This window comes from Desulfobulbus propionicus DSM 2032 (genome assembly GCF_000186885.1).
Taxonomy (GTDB): domain Bacteria; phylum Desulfobacterota; class Desulfobulbia; order Desulfobulbales; family Desulfobulbaceae; genus Desulfobulbus; species Desulfobulbus propionicus.
This window is the reverse complement of the sequence record NC_014972.1, coordinates 3,605,652-3,631,873: the sequence shown is the minus strand read 5'-3', so window position 1 is coordinate 3,631,873 and position 26,222 is coordinate 3,605,652. Positions and strand designations below refer to the sequence as shown.

26 protein-coding genes, 1 tRNA gene and 2 pseudogenes are annotated in these 26,222 nt (G+C 53.8%); 16 read left to right on the top strand and 13 right to left on the bottom strand.

The features are described from left to right. Positions 1-63 precede the first annotated feature (63 nt). From lepB to DESPR_RS15820, 3 genes are read left to right on the top strand one after another with little or no spacing between them, the layout of a single operon-like run. Positions 64-714: a signal peptidase I gene (gene lepB, locus DESPR_RS15830; protein WP_015725809.1), complete on the top strand. Its 651-nt coding sequence runs from the start codon at positions 64-66 to the stop codon at positions 712-714. A 14-nt stretch (positions 715-728) separates the two neighbouring features. Then, complete coding sequence (locus DESPR_RS15825; RefSeq protein WP_015725808.1) at positions 729-1,661, top strand: aspartate carbamoyltransferase catalytic subunit; 933 nt, start codon at positions 729-731, stop codon at positions 1,659-1,661. A gap of 58 nt (positions 1,662-1,719) precedes the next feature. After that, positions 1,720-2,994, top strand: a complete 1,275-nt coding sequence (locus DESPR_RS15820; RefSeq protein WP_015725807.1) for a dihydroorotase — start codon at positions 1,720-1,722, stop codon at positions 2,992-2,994. A gap of 11 nt (positions 2,995-3,005) precedes the next feature. On the opposite strand, the gene queC is transcribed toward DESPR_RS15820, so the two are convergent. After that, entirely contained in the window at positions 3,006-3,695 is a 690-nt protein-coding gene (queC, locus tag DESPR_RS15815; RefSeq protein WP_015725806.1) for a 7-cyano-7-deazaguanine synthase QueC, read from the bottom strand. Positions 3,696-3,713: 18 nt separating this feature from the next. After that, positions 3,714-4,412: a DNA/RNA nuclease SfsA gene (sfsA, locus tag DESPR_RS15810; RefSeq protein WP_043771633.1), complete on the bottom strand. Its 699-nt coding sequence runs from the start codon at positions 4,410-4,412 to the stop codon at positions 3,714-3,716. A gap of 310 nt (positions 4,413-4,722) precedes the next feature. On the opposite strand from sfsA, the gene DESPR_RS15805 reads away from it, so the two are divergent. From DESPR_RS15805 to DESPR_RS19345, 9 genes are all read left to right on the top strand, one after another. Further along, positions 4,723-5,943 (top strand): type I glyceraldehyde-3-phosphate dehydrogenase, encoded by a 1,221-nt coding sequence (locus DESPR_RS15805; protein WP_015725804.1) that lies wholly within the window; start codon positions 4,723-4,725, stop codon positions 5,941-5,943. Beyond that, positions 5,940-6,383: a ribosomal protein S18-alanine N-acetyltransferase gene (rimI, locus tag DESPR_RS15800; protein ID WP_015725803.1), complete on the top strand. Its 444-nt coding sequence runs from the start codon at positions 5,940-5,942 to the stop codon at positions 6,381-6,383. Before DESPR_RS15805 ends, rimI begins: the two co-directional genes overlap by 4 nt. 12 nt (positions 6,384-6,395) lie before the next feature. Beyond that, on the top strand, positions 6,396-7,571 hold the full coding sequence (locus tag DESPR_RS15795; protein WP_015725802.1) for a phosphoglycerate kinase: 1,176 nt from the start codon (positions 6,396-6,398) through the stop codon (positions 7,569-7,571). Positions 7,572-7,630: 59 nt separating this feature from the next. Next, entirely contained in the window at positions 7,631-8,386 is a 756-nt protein-coding gene (gene tpiA, locus DESPR_RS15790) for a triose-phosphate isomerase (RefSeq protein ID WP_015725801.1), read from the top strand. Continuing rightward, positions 8,383-8,757: a preprotein translocase subunit SecG gene (gene secG / locus DESPR_RS15785; protein WP_015725800.1), complete on the top strand. Its 375-nt coding sequence runs from the start codon at positions 8,383-8,385 to the stop codon at positions 8,755-8,757. Before tpiA ends, secG begins: the two co-directional genes overlap by 4 nt. A gap of 6 nt (positions 8,758-8,763) precedes the next feature. Next, positions 8,764-8,849 (top strand) — tRNA-Leu (locus DESPR_RS15780). A 152-nt stretch (positions 8,850-9,001) separates the two neighbouring features. Next, entirely contained in the window at positions 9,002-10,153 is a 1,152-nt protein-coding gene (locus DESPR_RS15775) for a DUF6538 domain-containing protein (RefSeq protein WP_015725799.1), read from the top strand. Between the two features lie 237 nt (positions 10,154-10,390). After that, complete coding sequence (locus DESPR_RS18830) at positions 10,391-11,380, top strand: hypothetical protein (protein WP_015725798.1); 990 nt, start codon at positions 10,391-10,393, stop codon at positions 11,378-11,380. Further along, positions 11,377-11,658: a PIN domain-containing protein gene (locus tag DESPR_RS19345; protein ID WP_169701650.1), complete on the top strand. Its 282-nt coding sequence runs from the start codon at positions 11,377-11,379 to the stop codon at positions 11,656-11,658. The genes DESPR_RS18830 and DESPR_RS19345 overlap by 4 nt, the downstream gene beginning before the upstream one ends. A gap of 481 nt (positions 11,659-12,139) precedes the next feature. Here DESPR_RS19345 and DESPR_RS17560 read toward each other — a convergent pair whose 3' ends face one another. After that, positions 12,140-12,670, bottom strand: a complete 531-nt coding sequence (locus DESPR_RS17560; RefSeq protein WP_052302145.1) for a hypothetical protein — start codon at positions 12,668-12,670, stop codon at positions 12,140-12,142. A 311-nt stretch (positions 12,671-12,981) separates the two neighbouring features. After that, positions 12,982-14,058, bottom strand: a complete 1,077-nt coding sequence (locus DESPR_RS15760) for a type IV toxin-antitoxin system AbiEi family antitoxin (protein ID WP_218918255.1) — start codon at positions 14,056-14,058, stop codon at positions 12,982-12,984. Between the two features lie 625 nt (positions 14,059-14,683). On the opposite strand from DESPR_RS15760, the gene DESPR_RS15755 reads away from it, so the two are divergent. Then, the gene (locus DESPR_RS15755) at positions 14,684-15,415 is read left to right on the top strand and encodes a 4Fe-4S binding protein (RefSeq protein WP_015725794.1); all 732 of its coding nucleotides are present in this window, start codon (positions 14,684-14,686) and stop codon (positions 15,413-15,415) included. 26 nt (positions 15,416-15,441) lie between these two features. On the opposite strand, the gene DESPR_RS15750 is transcribed toward DESPR_RS15755, so the two are convergent. The 5 genes from DESPR_RS15750 to DESPR_RS15735 all read right to left on the bottom strand — a co-directional run bounded on the left by DESPR_RS15750 (position 15,442) and on the right by DESPR_RS15735 (position 19,598). Further along, positions 15,442-15,723: an HU family DNA-binding protein gene (locus tag DESPR_RS15750; RefSeq protein ID WP_015725793.1), complete on the bottom strand. Its 282-nt coding sequence runs from the start codon at positions 15,721-15,723 to the stop codon at positions 15,442-15,444. 81 nt (positions 15,724-15,804) lie between these two features. Then, the gene (locus DESPR_RS15745) at positions 15,805-16,542 is read right to left on the bottom strand and encodes a hypothetical protein (protein WP_015725792.1); all 738 of its coding nucleotides are present in this window, start codon (positions 16,540-16,542) and stop codon (positions 15,805-15,807) included. Positions 16,543-16,545: 3 nt separating this feature from the next. Beyond that, on the bottom strand, positions 16,546-18,501 hold the full coding sequence (locus DESPR_RS15740) for a hypothetical protein (RefSeq protein WP_015725791.1): 1,956 nt from the start codon (positions 18,499-18,501) through the stop codon (positions 16,546-16,548). Between the two features lie 239 nt (positions 18,502-18,740). Then, a complete protein-coding gene (locus DESPR_RS18635; protein ID WP_169701648.1) occupies positions 18,741-19,076 on the bottom strand; it encodes a hypothetical protein in 336 nt (111 codons plus the stop codon). A 198-nt stretch (positions 19,077-19,274) separates the two neighbouring features. Then, on the bottom strand, positions 19,275-19,598 hold the full coding sequence (locus DESPR_RS15735) for a hypothetical protein (RefSeq protein ID WP_015725790.1): 324 nt from the start codon (positions 19,596-19,598) through the stop codon (positions 19,275-19,277). Positions 19,599-20,006: 408 nt separating this feature from the next. On the opposite strand from DESPR_RS15735, the gene DESPR_RS15730 reads away from it, so the two are divergent. The 3 genes from DESPR_RS15730 (at position 20,007) to DESPR_RS15720 (ending at position 22,337) form a co-directional block, all read left to right on the top strand. After that, positions 20,007-20,918, top strand: coding sequence for a restriction endonuclease (locus DESPR_RS15730; RefSeq protein ID WP_015725789.1), 912 nt, complete (start codon positions 20,007-20,009; stop codon positions 20,916-20,918). 70 nt (positions 20,919-20,988) lie between these two features. Further along, a complete protein-coding gene (locus DESPR_RS19105) occupies positions 20,989-21,297 on the top strand; it encodes a transposase (RefSeq protein WP_043770480.1) in 309 nt (102 codons plus the stop codon). 35 nt (positions 21,298-21,332) lie between these two features. After that, a complete protein-coding gene (locus DESPR_RS15720) occupies positions 21,333-22,337 on the top strand; it encodes an IS3 family transposase (protein ID WP_245529430.1) in 1,005 nt (334 codons plus the stop codon). 113 nt (positions 22,338-22,450) lie between these two features. Here DESPR_RS15720 and DESPR_RS15715 read toward each other — a convergent pair. From DESPR_RS15715 to DESPR_RS15700, 4 genes and pseudogenes are all read right to left on the bottom strand, one after another. Next, a pseudogene (locus DESPR_RS15715) lies at positions 22,451-23,035 on the bottom strand (ATP-binding protein); the annotation flags it as partial. A gap of 11 nt (positions 23,036-23,046) precedes the next feature. Beyond that, positions 23,047-24,252, bottom strand: a pseudogene (istA, locus tag DESPR_RS18705) (IS21 family transposase); the annotation flags it as partial. Continuing rightward, positions 24,173-25,174, bottom strand: a complete 1,002-nt coding sequence (locus DESPR_RS15705; RefSeq protein WP_245529466.1) for a type IV secretory system conjugative DNA transfer family protein — start codon at positions 25,172-25,174, stop codon at positions 24,173-24,175. The gene DESPR_RS15705 and the pseudogene istA, both read right to left, overlap by 80 nt. Continuing rightward, a complete protein-coding gene (locus DESPR_RS15700; RefSeq protein WP_015725787.1) occupies positions 25,171-25,911 on the bottom strand; it encodes a hypothetical protein in 741 nt (246 codons plus the stop codon). Before DESPR_RS15700 ends, DESPR_RS15705 begins: the two co-directional genes overlap by 4 nt. Between the last annotated feature and the right edge of the window lie 311 nt (positions 25,912-26,222).

The window sequence follows — 26,222 nt, the reverse complement described above, 5'->3', positions numbered from 1 at the left end:
ATCGGCCCATCGGGTAGCCTTGGCAAAATTTTTCAACTTTGCTCTCTACTTACAGGCACATTCGTGGCAGATACCCCCCAACAGCCCAAGAAATCCGCGATCCGGGAAAACATCGAGGCCATCATCATCGCCGTTGTCCTCGCCCTGGTGATCCGCACCTTCGTCATCCAGGCGTTCAAAATCCCCTCGGGGTCGATGCTGCCGACCCTGCAGATCGGTGACCACATCCTGGTCAGCAAGTTCATCTACGGTATCAAGATGCCGTTCACCGGAACCACCCTCATTCCGATCAGCACGCCCAAGGCCAACGACATCGTGGTGTTCCAATTTCCCCGAGATCCGTCGCTCGACTATATCAAGCGGGTGATCGCGGTGGGTGGGGACACGGTCGAGATCCGCGACAAGAAAATCTTCATCAACGGCAAGCCGTTCGACGACCGTCACGGGGTGTTCCTCGACCCGTTGGTTCACCCCGCCAGCCTTGATCCGCGTGACAATTTCGGTCCGGTCACGGTGCCCGCAGGCAAGATCTTCGCCATGGGCGACAACCGGGACAACTCCTTTGACGGCCGTTTCTGGGGCTTTGTCGATCTCAAGGCGGTTCGCGGCAAGGCCTGGATGATCTACTGGTCGTGGGATGTGCAGCAGTCCCTGTTTTCATTGGACCGGCTTCGTTCCATCCGCTGGAGTCGGCTTGGCGATATCGTTCATTGACCGCTGGAGGCAGCATGGCAACCGGCTACTCTTTCCTGCACCGCCACATCCTGGGTATTGAACAGCTGTCCCGCGAGGATATCAGTCATATCCTCACCACCGCCGACTCGTTCAAGGAGATCTCGGCCCGGCCGATCAAGAAGGTGCCGACCCTGCGCGGCCACACGATCATCAACCTCTTCTTCGAGCCCTCGACCCGCACCCGCCTCTCGTTCGAGGTGGCGGCCAAGCGGATGAGCGCTGATACCTTCAATATCAGTCCCTCGACCAGCAGCACCACCAAGGGGGAAACCCTGGCCGACACCGCCCGCAACATCTCGGCCATGCATCCGGACATCATCATCATCCGCCATGCCTGCTCTGGGGCGCCGCTGCTGCTTAGCCGCCACGTGCGGGCGGCGGTGATCAACGCCGGCGACGGCGCCCATGAGCATCCCTCCCAGGGGTTGCTGGACATGATGACCGTCAAGGAGCGCCGGGGCACCCTGAGCGGTCTGAAAATCGCCATCATTGGCGACATCACCCACAGCCGGGTAGCCCGGTCCGACATCGTCGGCTTCACCCGCATGGGCTCGGAGGTGCACCTCTACGGCCCCAGGACCTTGATTCCCCAAGGCATCGAGCATCTGGGGGCCAAGGTCTGCACCTCGCTCGAAGAGGCGGTTCGCGGTGCCGACGTGGTCATGGCCCTGCGCATCCAGCGCGAACGGCAGAACGATCCGCTGCTGCCCTCCCTGCGCGAGTATTCGCGACAGTTCGGTATTTCCCGCCAGGTTCTGTCCCTGGCCAAGGCGGATGCCCTGGTGATGCATCCCGGTCCGGTCAACCGAGGGGTGGAACTCAATCCCGACGTGGCCGACGGACCCCAATCGGTGATCCTTGATCAGGTGACCAACGGCGTGGCGGTACGCATGGCCTTGCTGTATCTGGTCATGGGCAATTCCTGATGGCCCGGCCGCTGCTCCGATCCTTTCTTCCTTTCCGTTTTTCCGAGGCCTGTTGCCGATGAACACGACCTGGCGCATACGCAACGGCCGGATTATCGATCCGGCCAACTCACGAGACGAAATCGCCGACCTGCTGGTGATCGACGGCCGCATCGGCGCGCCGGACCAGCCCGTGCCTCCCGACGTGCAGGAGCTTGACGCCTCGGGCTGCTGGGTGGTCCCGGGCCTGATTGACATGCATGTCCATCTGCGCGAACCGGGCGAGGAATACAAGGAAGATATTCTGTCTGGCGCCCGGTCGGCGGCCTGCGGCGGCTTCACCGGCGTGGCCTGCATGCCCAACACCAAGCCGGTGAACGACAATGCCACCGTCACCGCTATGATCCTGACCCGAGCCCGCGAGGCGGCGGTCCGGGTTCATCCGGTGGGCGCCATCAGTTTGGGCAGCGACGGCAAGCAACTGGCCGAGTTCGGCGAGATGCGGGCGGCTGGGGTGGTCGCGGTCAGCGATGACGGCCGACCTGTGCGTGACAGTCAGTTGATGCGCCGGGCCCTGGAATACGCCTCTGATTTCGGCCTGCCGGTAATTGCGCACAGTGAGGAACCCTCGTTGAGCACCGGGGTGATGAACGAGGGGCCGGTCTCCACTCTGCTTGGCCTCAAGGGCATTCCCACCGCGGCCGAATCGATCATGGTCTACCGCGAAATCGCCCTGGCCGAGTTCACCGGCGCGCGGGTTCATATCGCCCACGTGAGCACCGCCATGTCGATCGAGCTGATCCGCGCGGCCAAGGCACGGGGGGTGCGAGTGACCGCGGAGACCGCGCCGCACTACTTCACCCTCACCGATGAGGCGGTGATCGGCTACGACACCAACACCAAGATGAACCCGCCCCTGCGCTCGGCGGCCGACCGGGAAGCGATCCGCACCGCCCTGGCCGACGGCACCCTGGATGCCATCGCCACCGACCATGCGCCCCACTCCATCCTGGAAAAAGAGCTGGAGTTCGATGCGGCAGCCAACGGGATCATCGGCTTGGAGACGGCCCTTCCCCTAACCCTGGCCCTAGTGCGTGACGGGGTGATCGATGCGCGGCGGCTGGTGGAATTGCTGGCGGTCAAACCGGCGGCCATTCTCGGCCTTCCGGCCGGTTCGCTCACCCCGGGGCTGGCGGCGGACCTGACCGTGATCGATCCACAGCGCGAGTTTGTCTATACCGCCGACCAAGTGATGTCCAAGAGCCGCAATACTCCGTTCCTCGGCTGGACCCTGCAGGGACGGGCCGTGCTGACCATGGTTGGCGGCACGATCCGCCACAGCCTGCCCGCCTGAACCGTTGCGGCTTATCGCTGCACGTAGGGGGCCGGATCGATCAATCCAGCCTCGCGAAATCCCTGCAGCCTGAGCTGGCAGGCGTCACAGCGGCCGCACGCCTTGTCCCCCGCCGGATCGTAGCAGCTGTGGGTCAGGCTGTAGTCCACTCCCAGTTCCATTCCCTTGAGAATGATCTCCTTCTTGCTCAACTGAATGAGCGGCGCATGCAGACGAAAAGGTCTGCCGGTGGTCCCCGCCTTGGTGCCCAAATTGGCCATCTGCTCGAAGGCCTGGAGGAATTGAGGCCGGCAGTCCGGATAACCGCTGTAGTCGACCGCGTTGATGCCAAGAAAGATGTCCGAAACGCCCAGAACCTCGGCCCAGGAGAGGGCGTGCGCCAGAAAAAGAATATTGCGCCCAGGCACATAGGTAACCGGGATATCCTGTTCCATCTCGTTCAACGGCCGGTCCTTGGGCACCTCGATCGCCGTGGTCAGGGCCGAGCCACCGATGGCGTCGAGATCGACTCGCAGCACCAGGTGCCGCGCCACCCCGGCAAGACGGCCGATGACCCGGGCACGGTCCAGTTCGACCGACTGTCGCTGGCCGTATTGGAAGCTGAGACAGTTGCAGGTAAAGCCCAAAGATTGGGCGATGGCCAAAACCGTGGTGGAATCGAGGCCGCCGCTGAGCAGCACCACCGCTTGTCGTTCGTTCATGGGACGTCCGTTGGTCGCTTAGGTAAGGGAAAAAGGAATCCGGTGGGTGATGATGATGGCCTGCGGGCTCACCGCCGCCTGGTAGGCGAGAAAGCGGACTCCTCGGTCCGCTGCCCAGACAACGGTTTGGGCATACACCGGGTCGATGTGGGCCGCCGGTTTGCAGCAGAAGGCGTCGCCGCGCTGGACGCAGAACAGCACCGCCGCGCCGTGCCCGGCCTCGGCCAAACGGACCAGTTCATGCAGGTGTTTGGCCCCGCGGCTGGTGACCGCATCGGGAAAGAAGGCGACCCCCTTTTCCGCCAGTGAACAGTTCTTCACTTCCACGTAGGAGGTGCCCCGGTCGCCCTTCAGGAGGAAGTCCAGCCGGCTCCGGTCTGAGACCCGGACCTCCGGGGTGATGGTCCGCAACGGTCCGAAATCGTCGATCACCCCGTTTTCCAGCCCCTCGCGGACCAGACCATTGGTGCGACCGGTATGGATACCGACCCAAATCCCCTGTTCCCGCACCATTTCCAAGGTCCAGGCGTATTTGCGTTTGCTGTTCTCGGAGCGGCTGATCAACACCGCGCTTCCGGGTGTGGAGCAGCCGCGCATGGAGCCGGAGTTGGGGCAGTGCACGGTCAGCGTTTGGCCGTCGTCAAGGCAGATGTCGGCAAGAAACCGTTTGTACCGTTTGATGAGGGTGCCGGTTTGGCAGGGGGTGGGCAAGAGCATGGCAAAGGAGGGGTCAGCGGCCTCGGCGGCGAGCGGTTTGGGCACCGCACCGGGGGCAAAGGAAAATCTGGGAGAAACTCGGCGATGGGCTGGTAATTCTCGCCCGAATCATGTAGCTTAGCATCCTCGACAACGCATGCAGCCACGAAGGCCGCACCTGCTGCACGCTGATGTTTTATCCTTTCCTGTTTTTTGATATAATTATATTTAATTGAAATGCGCCATTCCCTCCAGGGTCAAGAGGCGGCGCATGCTTCCCGGCATATACCAAGTTCTTTCCCATAATCCAACCGCAAAGGAGAATCCCCCCATGAAACTCGGGCTCAATGGTCTTGGACGCATCGGTAAACTCACCCTGTGGCATCATGTCTCCCGCCAGTATTTCTCCGAGATCGTGGTCAATCTCGGCAGAAACGTCGGGGCGGGGCTGACGGACATCGCCGCCGCCATTGAAAAGGATTCCACCTACGGTCGTCTCAGCATGTATCTGCATGGCCACAAGGGCGGACGGGTGATCGAAAACCTGAACGAGGAGCAGGGCACGATGACCATCAACGGCGTGCCGGTCACCTTTCTCCGCAAGGCGCGCAACCCCAAGGATATCGACTGGCAGGGCAACCAGGTGCGGCTGGTGGTCGACAGTACCGGTGTGTTCAAGGATCCGACCGCCGACCCGGCCGAAGGCAAGGGGTCGGTCCGAGGCCATCTTCAGGCCGGAGCGGAAAAAGTACTGGTGTCCGCGCCTTTCAAGATTCAGGCCAAGGGGTTGGACATGCCCGAGGATGCCGTGACCACGGTGATGGGGATCAACGATGACGATTACGATCCCTCCCGGCACAACATCATTTCCGCCGCTTCCTGCACCACCACCTGCCTGTCGTACATGATCAAGCCGTTGCTCGACCACTTCGGCGCCGAGCGGATGCTGTCCGCCTCCATGGTCACGGTCCACGCGGCCACCGGTACCCAGCAGGTGCTCGATCGCCTGCCGGGCAGCGGGGCCACCGACCTGCGCAAAAACCGTTCGATTCTCAACAACATCATCCTCACCACCACGGGCGCGGCCAAGGCCCTGGGGCTGGTCATTCCGGAGATGAAATCCATCGGTTTCATCGCCGAGTCGGTCCGCATTCCAACCTCGAGCGGCTCGCTGATCGTCTTGGTGCTCAACCTTCAGGATGAACTCGACAATCCGATCAAACGCAGCCTGCTGAATTCGATCTATGAGGAATACGCCAAAACCAGCCCATATCTGGTTTATTCGGCGGAACAGAACGTTTCGTCCGATATCATCGGCATGCCGCGGGCCGCAGTGGTGATCGAGTCCTCGGAAACCCACACCCGCACCGCCTCCATCCGGGTCAATCTGCAGAATCTGAAGAACCTCAAGTGCGATATCGGCTCCGCTTCGCCCATTCTTGAGGTTCCCCTGACCCAGGCGGTTATCTACGGCTGGTATGACAACGAACTGGGCAGCTACACCAACATGCTCGGCGAACTGACCGTCTCCGTGGCCGAACGGATGGTGTGAGGATCCAGCCATGCTGCGAGGGCGATCTGGAAGCGGTCGCCCGGATTGAACGGCAGGCCATGCCGGCGCCCTGGAGCCCGGAGCAACTGCATGCCGAGCTACAAGCGGGCAATGGGCTGGGGTTGGTGGCGCGATGCGGGGCCGAGCTCTGCGGTTATGTTTTTTTTCGAACCTGCGTTCCGGAGAGCGAGTTGCTGCACCTGGTGGTGGATCGCGGATGGCGGCGCCGGGGGGTAGGAGAAGGGCTGCTGGCGCAGGGCCTGTTCGTGCTTGCAAGCCAAGGTTGCACAACCTGCTTTCTTGAGGTGCGCCGTTCCAATGCTTCGGCATTGCGCCTGTATGCAAAGACGGGGTTTTGCCAGGTGGGGCAGCGGAAAAACTATTACAGTCAACCGGTTGAAGATGCCCTGCTGTTGAGCCGGGATCTTCGCGCGCGATGATGAGGATAATCCATGAAAACACTGCGAGAACTTGAACTGACGGGAAAAAGGGTGCTGGTGCGGGTTGATTTCAACGTGCCGATGAACGAGGCGGGCGAGATCACCGATGATCTGCGTATTCGCACCGTATTGCCGACATTGCGCTATCTGCTGGAACAGAAGGCGCGGGTCATTGTCTGCACCCACATGGGACGGCCAAAAGGACAGCGGGTGGAGAAATATTCCCTGGCCCCGGTGGCGGCATACACCGCAGCCCTGCTGGGGCAACCCATACCGCTGGCCCCGGATTGCGTTGGTCCTGATGTCGTGACGGCGGTTGAGCAGGTGAAAAATGGCGAGATCCTCATGTTGGAGAATTTGCGCTTTCATCCCGAGGAAGAAAAAAACGACCCGGAATTTTCCCGGCAGTTGGCCATGCTGGCCGATGTCTATGTCAACGATGCCTTTGCCGTCTCCCATCGGGCCCACGCCTCGGTGGTGGGTGTCACCCTGCACGTGGCTGAAAAGGCCGCCGGATTCCTTCTCCAGAAGGAAGTGGAGTACTTCCAACGCTCAATCGGAATCCCGCAGCGGCCGCTGGTGGCCATTGTCGGTGGCGCCAAGGTGTCGGGCAAGCTTGAGGCCCTGCGCAACATGCTGGGGCGGGTCGACAAGATGATCATCGGCGGGGCCATGGCCAATACCTTCCTCAAGAGCCAGGGGTACGCGGTCGGCGCCTCCAAGGTGGAGGACGATTTGTTGAGCACGGCTGCCGAGCTGCTGCGTCAGGCCAAGGAAAAGAACATCAACATCTATCTGCCGGTGGATGTGATTGTCGCCGATCGTTTTGCGCCGGACGCGATCTGCAAACAAGTGACCATCCAGGATATTCCCGAAGGGTGGATGGCCCTGGATATTGGTCCAGCCTCGGTGATCTGTTTCAACGAGGTGCTGGCCGATGCCAAGACCATCGTCTGGAACGGTCCCATGGGTGCTTTTGAGATGGATGCCTTTGCCCGGGGTACCATGGCCTTGGCCCATACCGTGGCTGCTTCGCATGCACTGAGCGTCACCGGCGGCGGTGATTCCAACGCCGCCATCACGCTTTCCGGCGAGGCCAGCAACATTTCCTACATGTCGACCGGCGGCGGTGCCTTCCTCGAATTGATGGAAGGCAAGGTGCTACCGGGGATCAAGGCGCTGGACTGACACGACCACAAACGGATCACAAGTTCCCAAGAGTGACAGCTCAGAATAAGGAGATTTCCATGGAGAGGCGTCCTTTTATCGCAGGCAATTGGAAGATGCATCTGACCCTCGCCGAGGCGGTGCAATTGGCTCAGGCCGTGGCACCTACCTGCGCCGCCTGCCCGGACCGCGACATCATGATTGCCCCGTCCTTCACCTCGTTGGCCGCGGTCTGCGCGGCGGTCAAGGGCTCCGGCCTGCAAGTTGGGGCGCAAAATATTGCCTGGGACAGGGAGGGCGCCTATACCGGTGAAATTTCTTCGCCCATGCTCAAGGATCTGGGGGTGAGCCTGGCGATTATCGGTCATTCCGAGCGACGACATATCTTCGGCGAGGATAACGCCATGATCAATCGTCGCCTGCACGGCGCCCTCGATGGCGATATTCGACCGATCCTGTGCATTGGCGAAACACTGGCGGATCGTGAGGCCGGCAAGACCTTTGCCGTGCTCGACACCCAGGTGCGCGAAGGGTTGCAGGCCGTGAACAGTGCGCAGATGGAGTGCGTGGTGCTTGCCTACGAGCCGGTCTGGGCCATTGGTACCGGCAAGACGGCCAGCAAGGAGCAGGCGCAGGAGGTGCATGCTTTTCTCCGTCAATTACTGGCGGCCATGTACGAGAAAACTGTTGCCGAAACGGTGAGGATACTGTATGGTGGCTCGGTTAAACCTGATAATATTGATGACCTGATGGCGCAGCCGGATATCGATGGCGCGCTTGTTGGTGGCGCCGCCTTGAAGGCCGAATCGTTTGACCGGATTGCCCGATTTCGATGACAACTATACTCATTGTCGTTCATGTCATTGTCTGCCTGTTTCTGATCTGCATCGTGTTGTTGCAGCACGGGAAAGGTGCGGACATTGGGGCGTCGTTCGGCGGTTCGAGCCAGTCGCTTTTTGGTACCGAGGGGCCTGTGCCGCTGTTGAACAAAATCACCACGTTGGCGGCCATCGTGTTCATGGGAACCTCGGTCACCTTGGCCTATCTGTCCGCCAATAAGAGCTCTGGCTCGGTGATGAGTGATCTCAAGGTCCAAGAGCAGCAGATTCCGGCGCAGCAACAACCGGTTGCGGTGCCGTTGCCAGCCGAAAAAGCAGCAGGGCCGCAAGCGCCTCAGGAGAAAGCAGACGCATCCGGTCAGCAGTGAAATATTGCCGAAGTGGTGGAATTGGTAGACACGCTATCTTGAGGGGGTAGTGGCCCACGGTCGTGCGAGTTCGAGTCTCGCCTTCGGCACCATATACAAAAGGATTTCAGATGGTTATTTCATAACACTCTGAAATCCTTTTTTTTTCGAGCAACATGTAACAGCCGAGATAATCCGATTATCTTGGCTGTACACATTTTTGCGCATTACGTTTTCTCGCAAATCATTGATTTTAGGAGACGAGATGCGCAATCCAGCCTATTTTTTCCAAAGTTTAGAATCCATTTATTACTTCCGCATGAGGATCCCCACCGACCTTCAGCCGATCTTCAAGCGTACTGAGCTGAAAAAATCGCTGCGGACTCGGAGCAAGACCGTTGCCCTGCGCCGGTGCCGTCAGTATGTGGCCGCAGCCGAGCAGGTATTCGAGTCGTTACGCCTGAGCCATTTCAAAGCTGAGATGGCATGTGTAAATCCCACCGGCCAGCTGGTCGAGCTTACCGTATTAGAAAGGTTAGATTCCCCACCGACCATTCGAGACCGCGAAAAAGAGCTTTGGAATAAAGTGTACAATGCTGAATCGGCAATCGTCGAGGAACAGCAGTCCGCGTCAACGGCTGAACCAGAACCCGCAGCTATTCCACTCACCCCACCTATTATATCGGCCAGTCAGCGAATCCCACTCAGCGAACTGATCCGTTTGTACATTACAGAGGTCACCGATCAGCGCGGACAGGATATTGCGCGCGGCATTGAGAAAAACTTGATCCGATTCATGGAGATTGTCACTGATAAGCCGATTGATCAGTACAGCGTCGAGGACAAGCTCCGGTATCGGGACTGCCTGCAACGGATGCCGAAGTGTATCAATCGGAAAGAATATCATGGCATGACAATTGACGAGATCATCGAGATTGAACGGCCAGCGGATGAGTTGCTCTCCGTCAAGACCGTCAACATGCGGCTGATCGATGTTGCCACACTCTTTAACTGGGCCGTGACCAATACGCTGATCGACAGCCACCCGTTCAAGAAGGCAGTGTTGAAAATCCAGAAGAGTGACGACGCGGAACGGCCTGCGGTATCGGACGCGGACATCAAGGTCATCATTGAGAACCTGCCAAGAATACCGGACGAGCCGTCGAAATTCTGGATACCCTTAATTGCCTGTTTCACTGGTATGCGCCAGAGTGAGATTGCTCAGCTTGACGGTGATGACATTGTCAACACAGACGGAACCTGGTGCATTGACGTTAATGACCGTGGTGATAAACGGCTGAAAAACAGCAATGCCAAGCGAATTGTGCCATTACACCGGGTGCTGGTTGATTCAGGATTGGTTCCGTTCGCGGAACGGAGGCGCGGATTAAAGCTGTTCGATGACGTATCAAATTGACGGCCTGGAGCACCAAGCGAGATGATTTTTTTCGGGAGCCGGGTAGCCTGCAACAACCAGTGAATGCTAACGGGCTCTGGGAATAACGTTGAAAAAATCCTGTCAAAATAGTGTGATATTGGCCTGTCGATTCGTTATATTAATTTGAGTCATCAACAACGATTCCAGATACGTATTTTTCCGGTGCCCGAATCTAGCTAGGTTCAGTGCCCTGAATTCATTCAAGGGAGGTTCGTCATGATTGACAATGAACCTTATCTAACAATCCGCTTCGATGGTAAGGCTGTCGGGCCTGGACGAATTCCGGTCCAACACCTCTTGCGATTCCTCAACAATCTAAACAAAGCATTGCACCGAACCGGGTTGGTTTTACTGGGAGAGTCAGAGAGCATAAAACGTGGGAGACAGCCAGGTAGTATAAAAGAAGAAGTGGCTCTGGACTTAGTATTGCTTACTCATGGGAGTCCAGCTGCGGTTCTCGGATTTGAACGATGTCAAACACAACATGCTCTTCCAGGATTTGATTTTGGACAAGAAATTATTGAAAAAGCGATAGCTGGTTTAGATCTTTGCCAATATCCCGATGATTCTTTACCGCCTGGCTATGACACGGGTGTACTAATGGCTTGGCGTGATGCTGGGGTTCTATTTTCTCAAGGCATCGATAATATCGCTTTCAAACTAAATAACCGCAAAACACCGCTAGAAACCAGTTTTACGTTTGAAGGATTTAATAGAATCCAAGAGAGAATCAAAGGACCACAGACCAATATCCGGACTATTGAAGGTCGCCTTCTTATGGCGGATTTTAAAGAGCACGGCACCAGATGCCGCATACATCCGTCAGTCGGCGAACCCGTACTTTGTTTATTTAAAGAAGATCAAAAAGACGAGGTATTAGAAAATATTCTTCAATTTGTACGGATTGTAGGTGAGGCCAAAGAGGACCCTGTTACCGAAAAAATAGCGAGCATTAAAATTCATGACATAGAACGGCTTGAGGACCGTGATAATGAAGCCATGGATTTACTTCCGTTGGGAACGCCGATTTCCAATGACTTCTGGGAATCTCCCTCGCTTGATGAATTAGCGTTTGCCCAAAATGTTAAACCGTTGATCGACGTTGGGGTGCTATTCGGTACGTGGCCGGGTGAAGCAGACGACGGATTTGAAGATGCAATCGACGTGTTGAGGCATTCTCGACAAGGAGGTGCGGGAAAATCATGAGCGATGCTAAGATTATCCTCGATACCTGTATAGTCTCGTACATGATGAAAGGCGTTCCGCTTGCTCATGCTTATGCTCCGCATTGCCACGGTCGCCTTTTGGCTATTTCATTTATTACTGTCGGTGAACTGTATTACGGGGCCGAGAAAGCCAATTGGGGGAGTACTAAGCGTAACAGCCTTGAAACGACTCTAAGAAATTTTGTCGTTATTCCGTATGATCATGAAATCGCAAGGTGTTATGGTCGTCTCGTCTCGTCTCGTCTCAGAGAGAAATAGAAACGGTAACCCTATAGACCCGAATGATGCTTGGATAGCAGCATGCACTCTTCGCCATAAAGTGCCGTTGGTCACGCACAATGCAAAACACTTTCAGGGTATATCAGCGTTAAAACTGATAACAGAACAGCCCGGATCGTAGAAATTTTCTTATTATTTCGGCGAGATATCAAATAGCCCTGTCAAACCCGACTGAGGTTTCTAAGATAAATCCATCAATTGGAACTATCAATTTGAGCCTCAATCCAAAGAGATACAGGACATGTACAACATTCCACCCCCCAAACGATTAGCCAAGCTGCCGCGCCTCTACGCTACCGATAACACACCGCTCGACGACATCAGAATTCATCTGCATTTTTTTTATCGATAAGTCATTGCCTCCACTAAGCCAGACACTGCGGTAATTCAAAATCTCCGCGCGGAGAAAGGTAACCTTGAGTGAGCCCTAGAGGTTAAACGAAAAGTTAATTTTGACCGCTCACGCCTTCGGCTTGCTCTCTTGAATTCCTTGCAAGAGTTTCCGTAGGAGTTGTAGAGCAGCCACAAACCTGGTCCCTTGACGCATTGATCCTTTGGCCATATCCGAGAGCATTCTGAAACCGTTATCTTCATCAGTCTCACAGGTCAGAATTTCTTCTACGGCCCTTATTGTCTCCGGACTACCCAATCGCGCAATGTCTCTCCCGAGGATTCGAACTGAAGCAAGCCTGGTATCAAATTTCTCTTCAGTAAGCATATCCACATGAGAATCGTACAGTTCATCCTCAATCCCGGCGTTTCCGTAGTTTTCCATGATGAAAAGAAGATCCTGAGCATCTCGCTCGCGCCTTGGGTACGCGTCATCCCAAGAGATTATTTTCATAAGCGCCAAAGCCGGTATTGATGGAACCAGAACATCTAAGGGAGGTTCGTTGTTGATACGTACCGTTAATGCAGATTGATAAGCCTCCTCAAAACCGAGCATACTCATGACCATGTCATGGTCCGGTGGCCAACTTATCCGTTTCATTTCATCGCTTATCCTTCCATAGGGTACGATATCGACGATGGCGGCACTGGTTACGTCGGTGAATCGATGCGGCCCTTGTCGCTGCAAAGAGTCCGCGGTCGATCAAAATGCTTGTCAACCGATGGAAATCTTCCCAACTTGCGACCTCAACACCAATATCAATGTCTTCCGTCAATCGCGGTGCTGGAATGCGATGAAAGTGCTCGAAAATCAGGTCACGAGCAAAAGCTCCCACCGCTATGAAATGTATGCCAAGTTCTTGAGCAACTTCCTGGATACTCCTGAGAACGGCCACCCTGTCGGATTCAATACTACTCGAAATATTTATCGAGATATCGCTCATAGAGAATCTGTGCGGTTTCCATGGTTCGTTGTTCGCCTAGCGCGAGTAGGTCTGCATAGACAAGGATCGGATGAACGGTATCACCTTCACCGAAACCGTTCTTTGGTGGCCAGAATCGTTGAAGTATCTCAACGTTGCCTTGTGGGTCTTTTTTCAACCTGTTTGTGATTACCAGTTCAGGCAAACGATTTTTATCGACATATAGCGTGACCGCGCCTGGTTTCAAATATCCGGTCAGTTTCGCTGCGGCAACTTCTCCTCCGCACTGAGCGTACACGGGATCTAGCTGAGCATCCTTCCACCAGTCACCATCACCTCGGAATCGTCCCAACAATAACTTCGGCTTGAGATTGTCAGGGTACGCCGCAATCCAGCGGTCGAAGAGAGTCTTTGTATCCAAGAGCTTCTTCCCTTTCTTTCCCATATCGAGAATGAAGCCTTTCTTGATCAATTCCATCACCGTAACGTTCACTGTTCCCAAGGCGACACCTGCCATATCAGCCAGCTCTCTATACGGCCTTACAACGAGTTCCGGTCGACACAACAGGAGGTACACGATTTTTAAACCGACCCCCTTAAAAAGACGAGCAGCAGGCGCCGCCACTATTTCTCCGGGTTTCGGTTTATTGCCTTGCACAAAGATGAACAGCGGTGGTTGATTGATAAAAGCATTGCCAACCGTATCAACGAATTGGATGCCATTTTCTCTCAATCTAAATGCCGCCTGGGGAGGAATGTATTTGGTTGCCAACAGAAGAGGATATTTTGCGTTCTCCTTCCAGCGGAGAGCTTTAAGCTCGTCCCCTTTTGTGAGCCGATTTTTCACTTCAACACACCACCGGAGTTCCGTATCGTAATTTTTAACCCGAATGATACAATCGTACCGTTCGTCGACATGATCGCGAGTCGGCTCCACCTCGTATTGGAAATGGACCAACTCCGCCAAAGCTTCCATCGCTTGACGAAGGATAGCGATACCGCCTTCATGGTTATGTTCATTTTTATCAGTGTTCATTAATTTTGAACATACATAAAAAATGAACAAAAGTCAAACTCTCCAAGCGATGAACCGGTATCGCCAAGCTACGGGAGCCGAATGATCTCATGATCGGTGCATCAGACAGAGTGACATTAATCTCTTTGATGCGGCCTAGGCAGGCACAACTAAATGAAAAAACAAAGGAAATTTAGAAAAAAGCAAGGTTTACAGAGAGGAGTTATGCCGCATGGGAAACATGCTTATTTGTAAAATAAATAAGCATGTTTCCCATGCGGATCAAGAAATAAAATTCTCATATTATTACGATAAATTACAGACCAAAACCAATATCACCGCAAGATATCTCGTAATAAAAAACCCCAAGCGAATCTCAAGCCGCTCCATGCTGCAATTGGAGCAATGATTATGGAAACATCAAACTTGCAGCGTGAAGAACGGCTAGCCGTGGATTTAAATATTGTGACCCGATACAGGCATCGGCTATGGGCTTTTGGAGCAGTGGAAGCGCATACCGCTACCGTTGACGCTATTTGTTATAGTGAGATCAAATTAACAGCCTGGTGCGATGTAGCACGACATTGAGACGATGGCACGGAAGTATCGCGCAGTTAATCACCCAACATTTGTTGGTTAAACAATGAAAAGGACCAGTTGAAATTTTGAGGCAAATATGAATATCGAATCGACGAGCCTGATCTTCTTTTCTCCAACAAATACGACCAGGAAAATAGTCGAGGGTATTGCTCAAGGACTGCAACCGACATCAAAGCAGTATTTTGACCTGACTCCTCCAGGTGCAACCGGACAGATGCGCCAAGAATTCAATCAAGACGTGGCAATTATCGGCGCACCAGTCTACGCGGGTAGACTGCCTTCTGTCATGCTCTCCCGGTTTAAACAAATAAAAGGTAACGGCAAGCCCGCTGTCCTTATCGTTGTTTACGGCAATCGGGCCTACGAAGATGCACTCATCGAGCTAAGGAATGTTGCCATTGAGGCCGGTTTCAAACCCATTGCCGCCGGAGCATTTGTCGGCGAGCATTCCTATTCTACTTCTAACAAGCCAATTGCCATTGATCAGCCTGACACTGAAGATATGGTAAAAGCTCACGCGTTTGGACAAGCCATTCTCAAGAAAATCCAGACCGCGAGTAACATCCCAAATGAACCCCTCTACGTCCCTGGGAATTTCCCGTACAAAGAGGTTCAGATGCGGGCAAGCATAGCACCATCGGTGAACGAGGCGCTTTGTTCCCGATGTGGAGAATGTGCTCTTGTCTGCCCAACTGGCGCTATTGACAGAGAAAATCCCGTATCGACATCTAAAGAATTGTGCATCAGGTGCTGCGCTTGCGTCAAGACGTGCCCGAATGGTGCGAAGGCTTTTGGTTCACGCGAGTAGACTCGTGTACCACAATGCCTGTTGATCTACTGCTCGCTGTTGATCCGGTCCCGCAGGTCCTTGCCGACCTTGAAGAACGGCAGCTTTTTCGGTGCCACCTTGATCTGTTCGCCTGTCTTAGGATTTCGACCAGTATAGCCTTCATATTCTCGGACCTGAAAACTTCCAAAACCTCGCAACTCGACTCCGCGACCTTCCGCAAGCGCGTCGACCATCGTACCAATGATGGTATCGACGATGGATTTGGCGTCCTTCACGGGTAAGTTCATCTGCTCAGCTAAAGCCTGAATCAAATCAGATTTTGTCATATCGGCACGAGTCCTCTGGGATGCTAATCTTTAATTATAAACTTGATGCTATCATGCCGAATTTATATTTCAAAACATGAATTACCGTAACCCAAATTTCTTGAATCGCCATTGATAGGATTTGCCGGTGCCGGTCTCCGCGCGGAGATTTAGCTTGTTTTCTGCAATGCCTTCTTGATCTTCTTCGGTCTGATTATGGCTTCGACAACCATTCAAAACCGAATCCGCATAGGCTGCAAATTCTGGATTATCAAATGCGCGAGCCAATCCCCTCAAGCTCGGCGCGGTTACCGTCGGTTCAATCGAAACATCATCTTCGGCGTTAATGATCGTTTCCGAAGGCGCAGGTGATTGAGCACCCACGGTCGACAGGTTGACTTTCCATTCCTGCCTCTCAACATAGTCACAAAACCGATTCCACTCGATAGGCGCTCGTGACCGGAGCAACAATACGAACCCGGTCACGTAGGCATTTCCAACACCAAGCATGACCAAATCGACACTAAGGGTTTGCACGAGTCGGTTGACCTCCGTGACCAGGCTTTTCGCATCGATCTGCTGCACAAGCTCGTATCGCTGTGCCAATTCGATCAAAAACAGATGAATTTCATGGCAGGTCAATGATCCGCGCCTTTCCATCCGCTCGATACCGGGCGCGAGATGATGCAGGCAACCGTAGATTGGATTTCCTGGGCCGTTATCTCGGTCTTGGTCCAACGCAAACCGAAGTCGCTTTAGTTCCGGCATCCACTGAAAAGCCGAGATCATTTCCAAGAGCTGTTCGTAGCTCAAATCAGTTGCTGCTGTTTTGGATGCCATGATTCACGTCTCCTCGCCGAGAAATCGTTTTAATTGCTGATAAAGCGCTGCATTTTGCAAGGTCATCAATCGAGGATCTGGCACCGTTGCCATCAGGTACTGGTTGCCAAGCGATTGGAGTTCGGCTTTCCAAAAGATGGCATTCTCCCTCATTATCTTTGATGCTTCCGCCGGTGTCGGACGCGTCTGTTCAATTGCATGAGTATAAAGCACATCAAACGGGATTTGCGTTGGTTGCGATGTCTGGAGGAAAACTGAGAAGAACCATTCCGTCAGCGGTTTCTCCAGCGCGTGCAACCGGCGGTAAGCGTTACGAATCATCTCGGTAACCGCGAATTCGATTAATGATTTCGGATCATGATTAATGATCTTGAACGCTGGAGCTTTTAATGCCAATTCCAGCCTGAGAGCATCACCATGCCGCCAGAGTCCATCGGGCGCTGTCTCATCATGCACTGGAACCGCGCACCGATCACTCATCAAAGTTTCCAGTCGAGCACGCGCTTCGTCGCCGTCCTCATAGGGAAAAAGTAGCGCATGCTGGCGCATGATGAAATCAAGAGCCAGTGACCTCAGTCTTGGATGCCATCGGACTAGATAATCCGTGACCGATCCATCGAGTACTGGTGGAGTTCCGATGTCACCATGGGATATTTGTATCGGGGGAACCGATTTCCCGGCGTCAAGTATACTCAGGCCGTCAAAAGTAATGTGATGTCGCATTTCATTCTCCTGAAGTGGAGAGGGAGCGTTCTTGCAACTTGGCTTGACTTGACGGTGATTTTGATAACTTTCCGTTGCTGCGGCCCATGCTTCCTTGTCGCATCTTTGCAGGATTTTTCTCAAAGTCTGTGGTGACAATCCAACAACACCATAGAAAATGGCCACATACTCGGCTAACTCCGACAGTGGTGATCCATTGCTGTACAACGAAATTAAATGAGCCCGGAAGGGACGCTCCTTAAATTTGATCAATACGGTTATAGGCACGTTCGTATTGCGGGATCGCTGCTTTAAAACTTGATATTCTTTGAATTTTTCTTCGTATGCTGCCATTTTCTCGCACTCCATGAGTGCAAGTTCTAATTGCTGCTGGGTCAAAGGCTGATTAGCCGCCTGCGGTTGATCACCGCCGGATTGCCCCCGCTGGGAATTATCGTGCTGAGTATAGGTAACGAGAAGATCGGTTATTGTTTCCATCGTGGTCATAATTTTTAATGTGTCATCGACGGACACAGATAGTGACGAAACACGAGCAGTCATCACTTCCGCTTGTTTGGCACAATAGGCTTTGAGTCGTGGGCTTTCTGCTTTTTCTGAAAGAGCTGTCATAATTCGTGGGTTACGTCGTTGCTCAACAGTTCCTTGAGCGTTGAGCCATCGGCGTTCTTTGGTATTGATCCCGCACCCTGGTGAGCCTTGGTCAACCTCATAGCCGAGATTGGTCAACTCACGCCTGACGGTCCATTTCATCAATCCGGTGATGTTGAGACGGAATTCGTCGTTAATCGCTCCGTAACCACCGTTTCGATACGAAAACAACCCTTGCAAATGCGTATGTTGTTTGCCTCGGTTAGATGTCTTGTGCAGAACCATTGATACGGGAATGTGGCGCGGAAAATCTTGAAGCACTGCTTTTGCGAGTTTGTTCACCTGCTCGTCGCTGATGCAATTCGGTAGGTTGATAACGAACTGTCGAACGGTGATTTTCGCGTTGTGGTGAATCATGCTGCCAGGCGTGGCACGTTCGGACAGGAACTGGTCATGGATTCCACGCCAGTGTGCAACCAGCGTTGCATTATCGGTTTTGCAGTTTTTCGGCAGCGATTTGGTCCAAATCTGCGGACGTCCGTCTGGAGCTAGTTGGTGGCCGTCTATGAGATAAGCCATGTGTCGTGATGGATCACCGGTCATGCTGACGTGGTTCACCCAGAGCTTAGCGATTTTGGTGGAAGCCATTGGATGCGGTGTTGTGATGAAAGATTAGTGTGAACAGACCCTTACAGGTACGTGTCGTTACCTGGTAAGTGTCAGGCCGACCGAGCAGTGATTTCCAGAGGTGTAAATCACATGCTTGGGTTCGGTCGGCGGTATTTCAGTGCCTGAAATGGAAATATCTGGAAACGAAACAGAGGAGAGAAGATGAGGAGAAAATGAATCAACAGCCGATATCGTGAACCATACCGGCTGCCGACCTGTCAGTTTTGCGTGTTAGCTTGATGAATAGTTTTCATAATTTCTCGTACGATTTCATCGAGCGCTAATAATGGCCCGTGAGGATCACGTCCCCATATGGCACCATATGGTGTAACAACGATAATTTCCGCTGCTTCTATCGCAGCATAGGCAAAATCGCTGGACACGAGCCACCATTCATAATCAGCAGAATTTGTGTCCGGGTTACCCAAGGTTTCAATTGTTCCATTTATTTCTGTTGCTAATTCAGTTTCTTCATCAAATTCACGCATGACCTGACTAGTCACGTTGTACAGAATATGACTTTTAACGGCAGTAGATAATTCGAAAGTTGTCATAATTAATACCTCGGTAAAGATTGAATGTTGCTTCCGTGCGCAACAGGTCCGCACACAAAAGATTGTTGATAATATCTAATAAGCTGAAGACGCCTCAATCTGCTGTTTTATCTAAATAAAATTCAAATAATTTTTAATGAAATAATCTGACAACGGATCGGCCACTTTAGCTCAGCAGCCGGTCCGTTTGTGGATCGATCAAGCGCTGTGCATTGCAGTCAAGATGTCTTGAACATTGAGATCCTGATACACTGGCTGCCCGCACGTTTGACGACCCCAAAGAGTGCCGAGAGGCGTTTCGACAATGACCTCACCGGCGGCAAATGCAGCCATCGCAAAACATTTTCCAACACGCCACCACTGAAAAACACTCGGCACATCCCACCGAGCGCGATTTTCATAGATGGCATTTTCAATGATGTTGGCGATGAATGTTCGCTCCAGGTATTCCTCGAACACTTCATCGGAAATATCATCCCAAATGTGCTTGTTGACATCGGCTTCAAACTTGTGCGTTCCCATAATTAACATCCTCTGTTGATTTGATTTTTCCGTTCTCCGCGCGGAGAATGTCTACGCGGAAGGTGGTTGATAATATCAGGTACATAGAAGATGGAACGGGTGATTAAAACTGGATAAAATTATTGAATATTTTTACGATTATTGTCGCGTGAGGAGGTGGGCAGTTTTTCCAGAGTCTTATGACCTCATCGCCGTTCGGAGGTCATGAGCCTCTGGCGAACTGGTCAAATTTTCTCTATTGATTCAAGCTGGATACAGCTCAATCCTTTTGCTGCATTTTATAACAACGACATTTTATGGAAGATTTTAATTCCGACCAAATCTCACATAGCCGTTGCTAAAAGCGGATGAACCTGTATAAAAAAATGTTGTTGTTTTAAGCTGATGGCTTTCAAAAGGAGGAGAATTGTGGCGGTACCGGATTTCCAGTCGTTCTTTTTGCCAATGCTCCAACTCTCCAGTGACGGCAATGTTCATAGCCTGAAAGAAGCCTATGAGGCGTTAGCAAACCATTTCAAACTGACAGATGCCGACATGCTTGAAATGTTGCCCAGCGGAAAACAGGCCGTATATAAGAATCGGATTGCATGGGCGCGTGCGTATCTCGCCAAGGCACTGTTGCTGGAAAGCCCGAAACGCGGAGTCTTTTGTATTACTGAACGTGGCAAGGAGCTGCTGGCATCGAAGCCGGTAACACTGCGCGTTCAACACCTAAAGCAATATCCTGAATTCGTGGCGTTCCATCAGCAGAACGGTGGCGCAGATGCAAAAGCGGATACAAATGACGATTCTGAGAAAATTGCCACTCCTGAAGAAACCTTCGAAGCCGCTTACCAGGAAATGCGCGGGAACTTGGCCGCTGAGCTGCTCTCTTTGATATCCGCCAACTCACCAGCATTTTTCGAACAGTTGGTCATCAAACTACTCGTGAGAATGGGATACGGTGGTTCGATCAAAGATGCAGGAATGGCTGTTGGCAAAACCGGTGACGGAGGCATCGACGGCATCATCAAGGAGGACAAACTCGGCCTTGATGTCATTTACATCCAGGCAAAGCGATGGCAAGGTGTTGTGGGCCGTCCCGAAATCCAAAAATTTGTCGGCGCGTTGCACGGACAGAGGGCCAAGAGAGGTGTCTTTATCACAACTTCCAGTTTTACGAGAGATGCGGAGCAATATGTGGCGACCATCGATCCACGAGTGGTGCTCATTGATGGGAACAAGCTGGTTGACCTGATGATTGACTATGATCTGGGTGTTGCGACGATTGAGCGGTATGACGTGAAAAGAATTGATTCGGATTTCTTTCTTGAAGGGTAGTTGTCTTGGTTCAACAGGAATAGGACAATCCTGCCGTTTATGATAAACCATCATGAACGGAGGGAAGTCCATGCGAAAGAAGCGTCACAACTACAGCCCTGAAGAGAAGGTCTTTATCCTGAAACGGCACTTGGTTGGCCGAGAGGCGGTTTCGGATTTGTGCGACGAATACCAATTGCAGCCGAAGATTTTTTACGATTGGCAGAAGCAGTTCTTTGAAAAAGGGGCTTCAGCGTTTGCCCGTGAAGGAAAGAGCAAACAGCAGGCGGAGGAGAAGCGCATTCGTGAGCTTGAGGAGAAATTGCGCCGGAAACATGAAGTGCTTTCGGAACTGCTGGAGGAGCATATCCAGTTAAAAAAAGAACTTGGGGAGCTCTGAATGGCGGTTGGGTTCCCCATGACACCCGCGATGCCGTGGTTGATTTCAGTCGCCGGTGGAGTGCAAAAGCAGAAATACCCACCAACAGGCTCATCGTCTGGCTTGGCGTGGCGCGGAGTAAATTTTACGCCTGGATTGGCCGTTGCGGCAAGGCAAACGAACATAACGGTCTAATCCCTCGTGACTTCTGGCTGGAGTCCTGGGAGCAGGAGGCCATCATCCGGTTTGCGCTCGATCATCCCCTGGAAGGGTATCGGCGGTTGACGTTCATGATGCTTGATCGGGACATTGTTGCCGTCAGTCCGAGTAGTACCTGGCGAGTCTTGGCCAAGGCCGGTTTGCTCAAGAAGTGGAACCGAAAAAACAGCGCCAAGGGAAATGGCTTCGTGCAACCGCTTCGTCCTCATGAACATTGGCATATCGATGTGTCACATCTCAATATCTGCGGCACCTTTTATTATCTATGCAGCCTGCTCGACGGCTGCAGCCGTTTCATCGTTCATTGGGAGATCCGGGAGCAGATGACGGAGCAGGATGTGGAGATCATTGTCCAACGGGCCAAGGAGAAATACCCCGAAGCCCGGCCTCGGATCATCTCCGATAACGGCCCGCAATTCATTGCCAAGGATTTCAAGGAATTCATCCGGCTCTCCGGCATGACGCACGTGCGGACATCACCGTACTATCCGCAGTCCAACGGCAAGTTGGAGCGATTTCATGCCACCATCAAGGGAGAGTGCATTCGCCCCGGCGTACCGCTTTCCCTTGACGACGCCCCGAGGATGGTGGAGAAGTTCATTGCCCACTACAACAACGTCCGGCTGCATAGCGCCATTGGCTACGTGGCTCCAGTGGACAAGCTCAGTGGCAGGGAGCAGGAAATTTTCAAAGAGCGGGACCGGAAACTGGAAGCGGCCAGAGAACTGAGGAAGACAAAACGGCTTCGGGCGCCGTCGGCAAACCCGATGCTCTCTCAAAAAGACAATACGGCTCCTTCGGAGTCCTTACTGCAAACGGCAAGATTGTCCATTTCCAACTGAGGCGGAACACTGTAAAAAGAGCCGGCATCGAAAATTTTCACATGCACGATTTAAGGCATACAGCCGCGAGCTATATGATCATGAACGGTGTAGACCTTCGAACAGTTGCGGATAGCTGTGCGCTCATGCCGTTTGGCTATGAGGTCGTGCAGGTCCTCATCCTGGGGAGGCCTGAGCGGTTTGAGCCCCAGATCATCGATGATCAGCAGCGGCACCCTGACCAGGGCCTGGAAGCGACGTTCAAAGGTGCCCATGGCGCGAGCTGCGTGCAGCCCGTTGAGCAGTTGCGTCTGGGTTGTAAACACGACCTCATGCCCTTGGCGCACGGCACAATGGCCGAGCGCCTGGGCGAGATGGCTCTTGCCGGTGCCGCAGGGGCCGGCGATGAGGAGATTGGCTGGTTCTTCGACAAAGCGGCAGGTGGCCAGTTCCTGGATAAAGGCCCGGTTGATGCCGGGGTTGAAGTCGAAATCAAACTGTTCGATGGTCTTCTGCGAGCGAAATCCGGCGCGTCGGACCCGGAGGCTGAACTTTTTCTGGTCTCTTCTGGCAACCTCGTCCTGGATGAGTAGGGCAAGGAACTCGGGATAGGCGAGCTTGGCCTCAATGGCCTGGCGGTTTCTGGCTGCCAGGGATTCGAGGATACCGGAGAGTCGGAGCTGCTTGAGCAAGGGGGTCAATTCGGGCATGGGCTGCATGGTTGCTCCTTTCACTGGATCAGATCGGTGGTGTTGCGTTGGAATCGGGAGTTGCCGCTGTAGATGGCGGGCAGCGGAGCATCGTGCAGCCCTGCGGCCTGTTCCTGGTCATTTTCCAGGATGGTTTTGACGGTGCGATACCGGGGCGAGTCAAAGAGTAAAGCCCGTGCACAGGCGGCTTCGAGCCGTTGGTTGCCATAGCGCTCCGCCAGACGGATCACCCCTTGGGCGGCGCGGAGATGATCAAGGACCCGGTGCGCAAAGAGCTGGTTGATGAGTTGCAGGCAAGCGGAACCAATCGTTTCCGCCTGGCGCAAACACCACTGGGGATCACGGAGCTTGTAGGCCAGGGCATCGGGAGGCATGTGATTATCCAGGGTGGAGTGGCGCCCGGCCCCGTGTAGGCGCGGATGCACAGCCACCATCTCGTGGTTGTGAAAGACCTGGATGGTGGTGTCGGTGGCCTTGAGCCAGAGGGTCTGGCGGATACGCTGAAAGGGTACGGAGTAAAGGTTTTTCTCGTAGGCGACATGTCCGTTGCCGTGCACCTTGACCTTGACCCACACCGCCTCCTGCACCGGCATGTCCGGCAGGGGTTGGAGCAGGGCTTTTTCGGTCTCGTCAAAAAGCTCCACCGGCGGCCGGCGCGTGGTGCCATGGATGCGGATGCCGGCCTCATGCATGACCCATTGGACCAACTGGCGGTTGGCGTCGGTCAGATCGCGAAACTGTCTCAGGGGCATAAAGGCATGCTTGACATACTTGACCCCTGCCTCGACCCGCCCTTTTTTCTGCGGATCGTGCGGCGGACAGGGCGATATGCGGAAGCCGTAGCCCAGAGCGAGTTCACCATAGGAGCGCTGCACCTCTGGATCCTTGGCGCAGGCCCGGGTAATGGCGCATTTGGCGTTGTCGATGATCAGTTTTTCCGGAACGCCGCCAAACCACTCGAAGGCCCGGCGGTGGCAGGCCAGCCAGGTGGCGACCTTCTGGTTCCAGACGATCTCGGCATACTGGTGCCGGGAGTAACACAGCGTCATGATGAAAAACCAGGTCGATCGAATCTCGCCGGTGTGGAGATCGATCAATTTGGGACCAGCGCCGAAATCAACCTGTGCGGCCTCTCCCGGTGCAAAATCAAGGATAACCGTGGATGAACACCCCGGCGCCGCCGGCCTTGGCAAAGAGGTCCTCGATCCCTTGGTAGAGGACCGACTGGGCCTCGTCGATATGGAGCACTAAAGAGGGGGTCACATTCCTGCCTGAGGAATAGACCCGGCCGACAAAGGCCTGGATCATGGAGATGATCACCTTGCCGGCGGTATAGGCCGCCCGCTTGGTCAACAACAAGCCCAATTGCACCACCAGGATGATGCCCTTGCCTTCTTCCAGCCGTTGGATGAAACGGTTCTCGTCAGCCTTGCCGATGATCTTGCCGACATTGCCCGAGGTCAACTCGGTGAGCGCCACCCGCAAGGAGCTGGCCACCTTGGAGTAGTAGTCCGCCGGCGTAGAGAGAATTTTCTGGATATCCAGGGAGAGCTGTTTGGCCTCCGGGCTGTCAATGTAATCGATCTTCTCTTTGAGCTGCTCCAGGTCCTGATGGCTGATGTGGTTCTTGATGTCGTTGAGGTTGAACGAGGGCTTATGCCCGGCCTGCTCGGCCAGCATAATGAGCGCCTGGACCACTACCAGGCTGACCTCGTAGGCCACCCCGAAGAAATAGGGTTCACGGCCGATGGCTACCCCGGCGGTAATATGGGCCACCAGTTCCTCGGGCATGTAGTAGGACGACAAAGGATCGAGGATAGCACTGTACTGGGGAAAGATCGGGGTGATCAGCATCAGGTCGTCGAGCCGGTCGGTCTCATGGGCCAGTTGGGTGATCTTGGAGAACAGATCGATATCGCCCTTAGGATCAATGGCCACCACCGAATACCCCTTGCAGATATCCTGCTCGATGATGTGTTCCATGATCCGGGTCTTGCCGACCCGGGTGGTGCCAAAGCACCAGAAATGACCCTTACGGTGACTGTCGGGCACACCCAGTTCCATGACCGTTTGCGGATGATCGAGATGCACGCCTTGTCCGATATGGGTCCAAGGGGCTTTCGGTTCCGTCGATTCTGGTGACTTCATGGCAAGGCCTTGACGATCCGGACCTCGATCCGTTCCTGGAGTTCCCGGTCCACGGCGATGATCACCTGATGCGGCAGCCTTCTTGTGGTTAGGACAACGCTCTTGTGGCCGACGTAGCGAGTCAGGCAGCGGAAATGAAACCGATGAGCCGCATCACCCAGATAATACCTGAGCAGATTCTCGGTCAGAGTCTTGGAGACCCGGTCAAGGATGACTTTGGTGCGAGGGGTACCGTTCACCAGCACCGGTTCGATTCGGCGCAGGTGGAAGGCCCGGCGTTGGCCAGGCTGAAAACGGCCAGTATGGCGTTCATGCAGGCCGATCCGGTTGACGGGACAGATGGCGATAATCGGTTCGTCCGGGATGATCTCGGTTTCAACCAGGAGATGGTCGCCGGCTCTGTTGCGGACAACTTCGCCCCAGAGCAGTCGCCGCTCAAACCCCTTGAGCAAGCGGACCTGTTTGATGACTGCGGCCATGGCCAGGTGGTTTTCCAGAATGGTTGTGAATTGATTGCGGGAAAGGACAGCGGGAAGATCGAGAATGTGTTGCACAGGAAGGCCGTTTCTCGGACCGTAGGTCACAACCTCCAGTTGCATTCCTTCTCGAAGAAAAACCATGACCTCCTGGCGGTACCACTGGGAGAGCTGGCGAGCAAAGGCAGATTCAATTTCCTGGATGACTTCGGCGGTGGAAAGAGCGTATCGGCTGGCTAAAGACAGAATGATGGACTGCATGGATGATCATCTCCCAGATTAAAATGGAAAAGGCGACCGTTCCAATCGGTCTCTCTTCTTTTTTCAGGGGTGATGACATCGCACCTGCAGCGTGACATCGTTTTGGGGTTAGTTGAGGGGGGAAACAGGGGGCGTTTCAGGGGACGACTGAAAGAATATTCACGTTGCAACGATAGGTGGCAGACGTTCAGCGGATTGAATTTAAAGAGAATCTAACTGTTGGCGCTCTCCAGGAAAGTCTCCATCTGCAATGAACTTTATTTTTTTCAACAATGCGATTTGGTAAGAGAAAATCCGTGGTTTGAAATGAC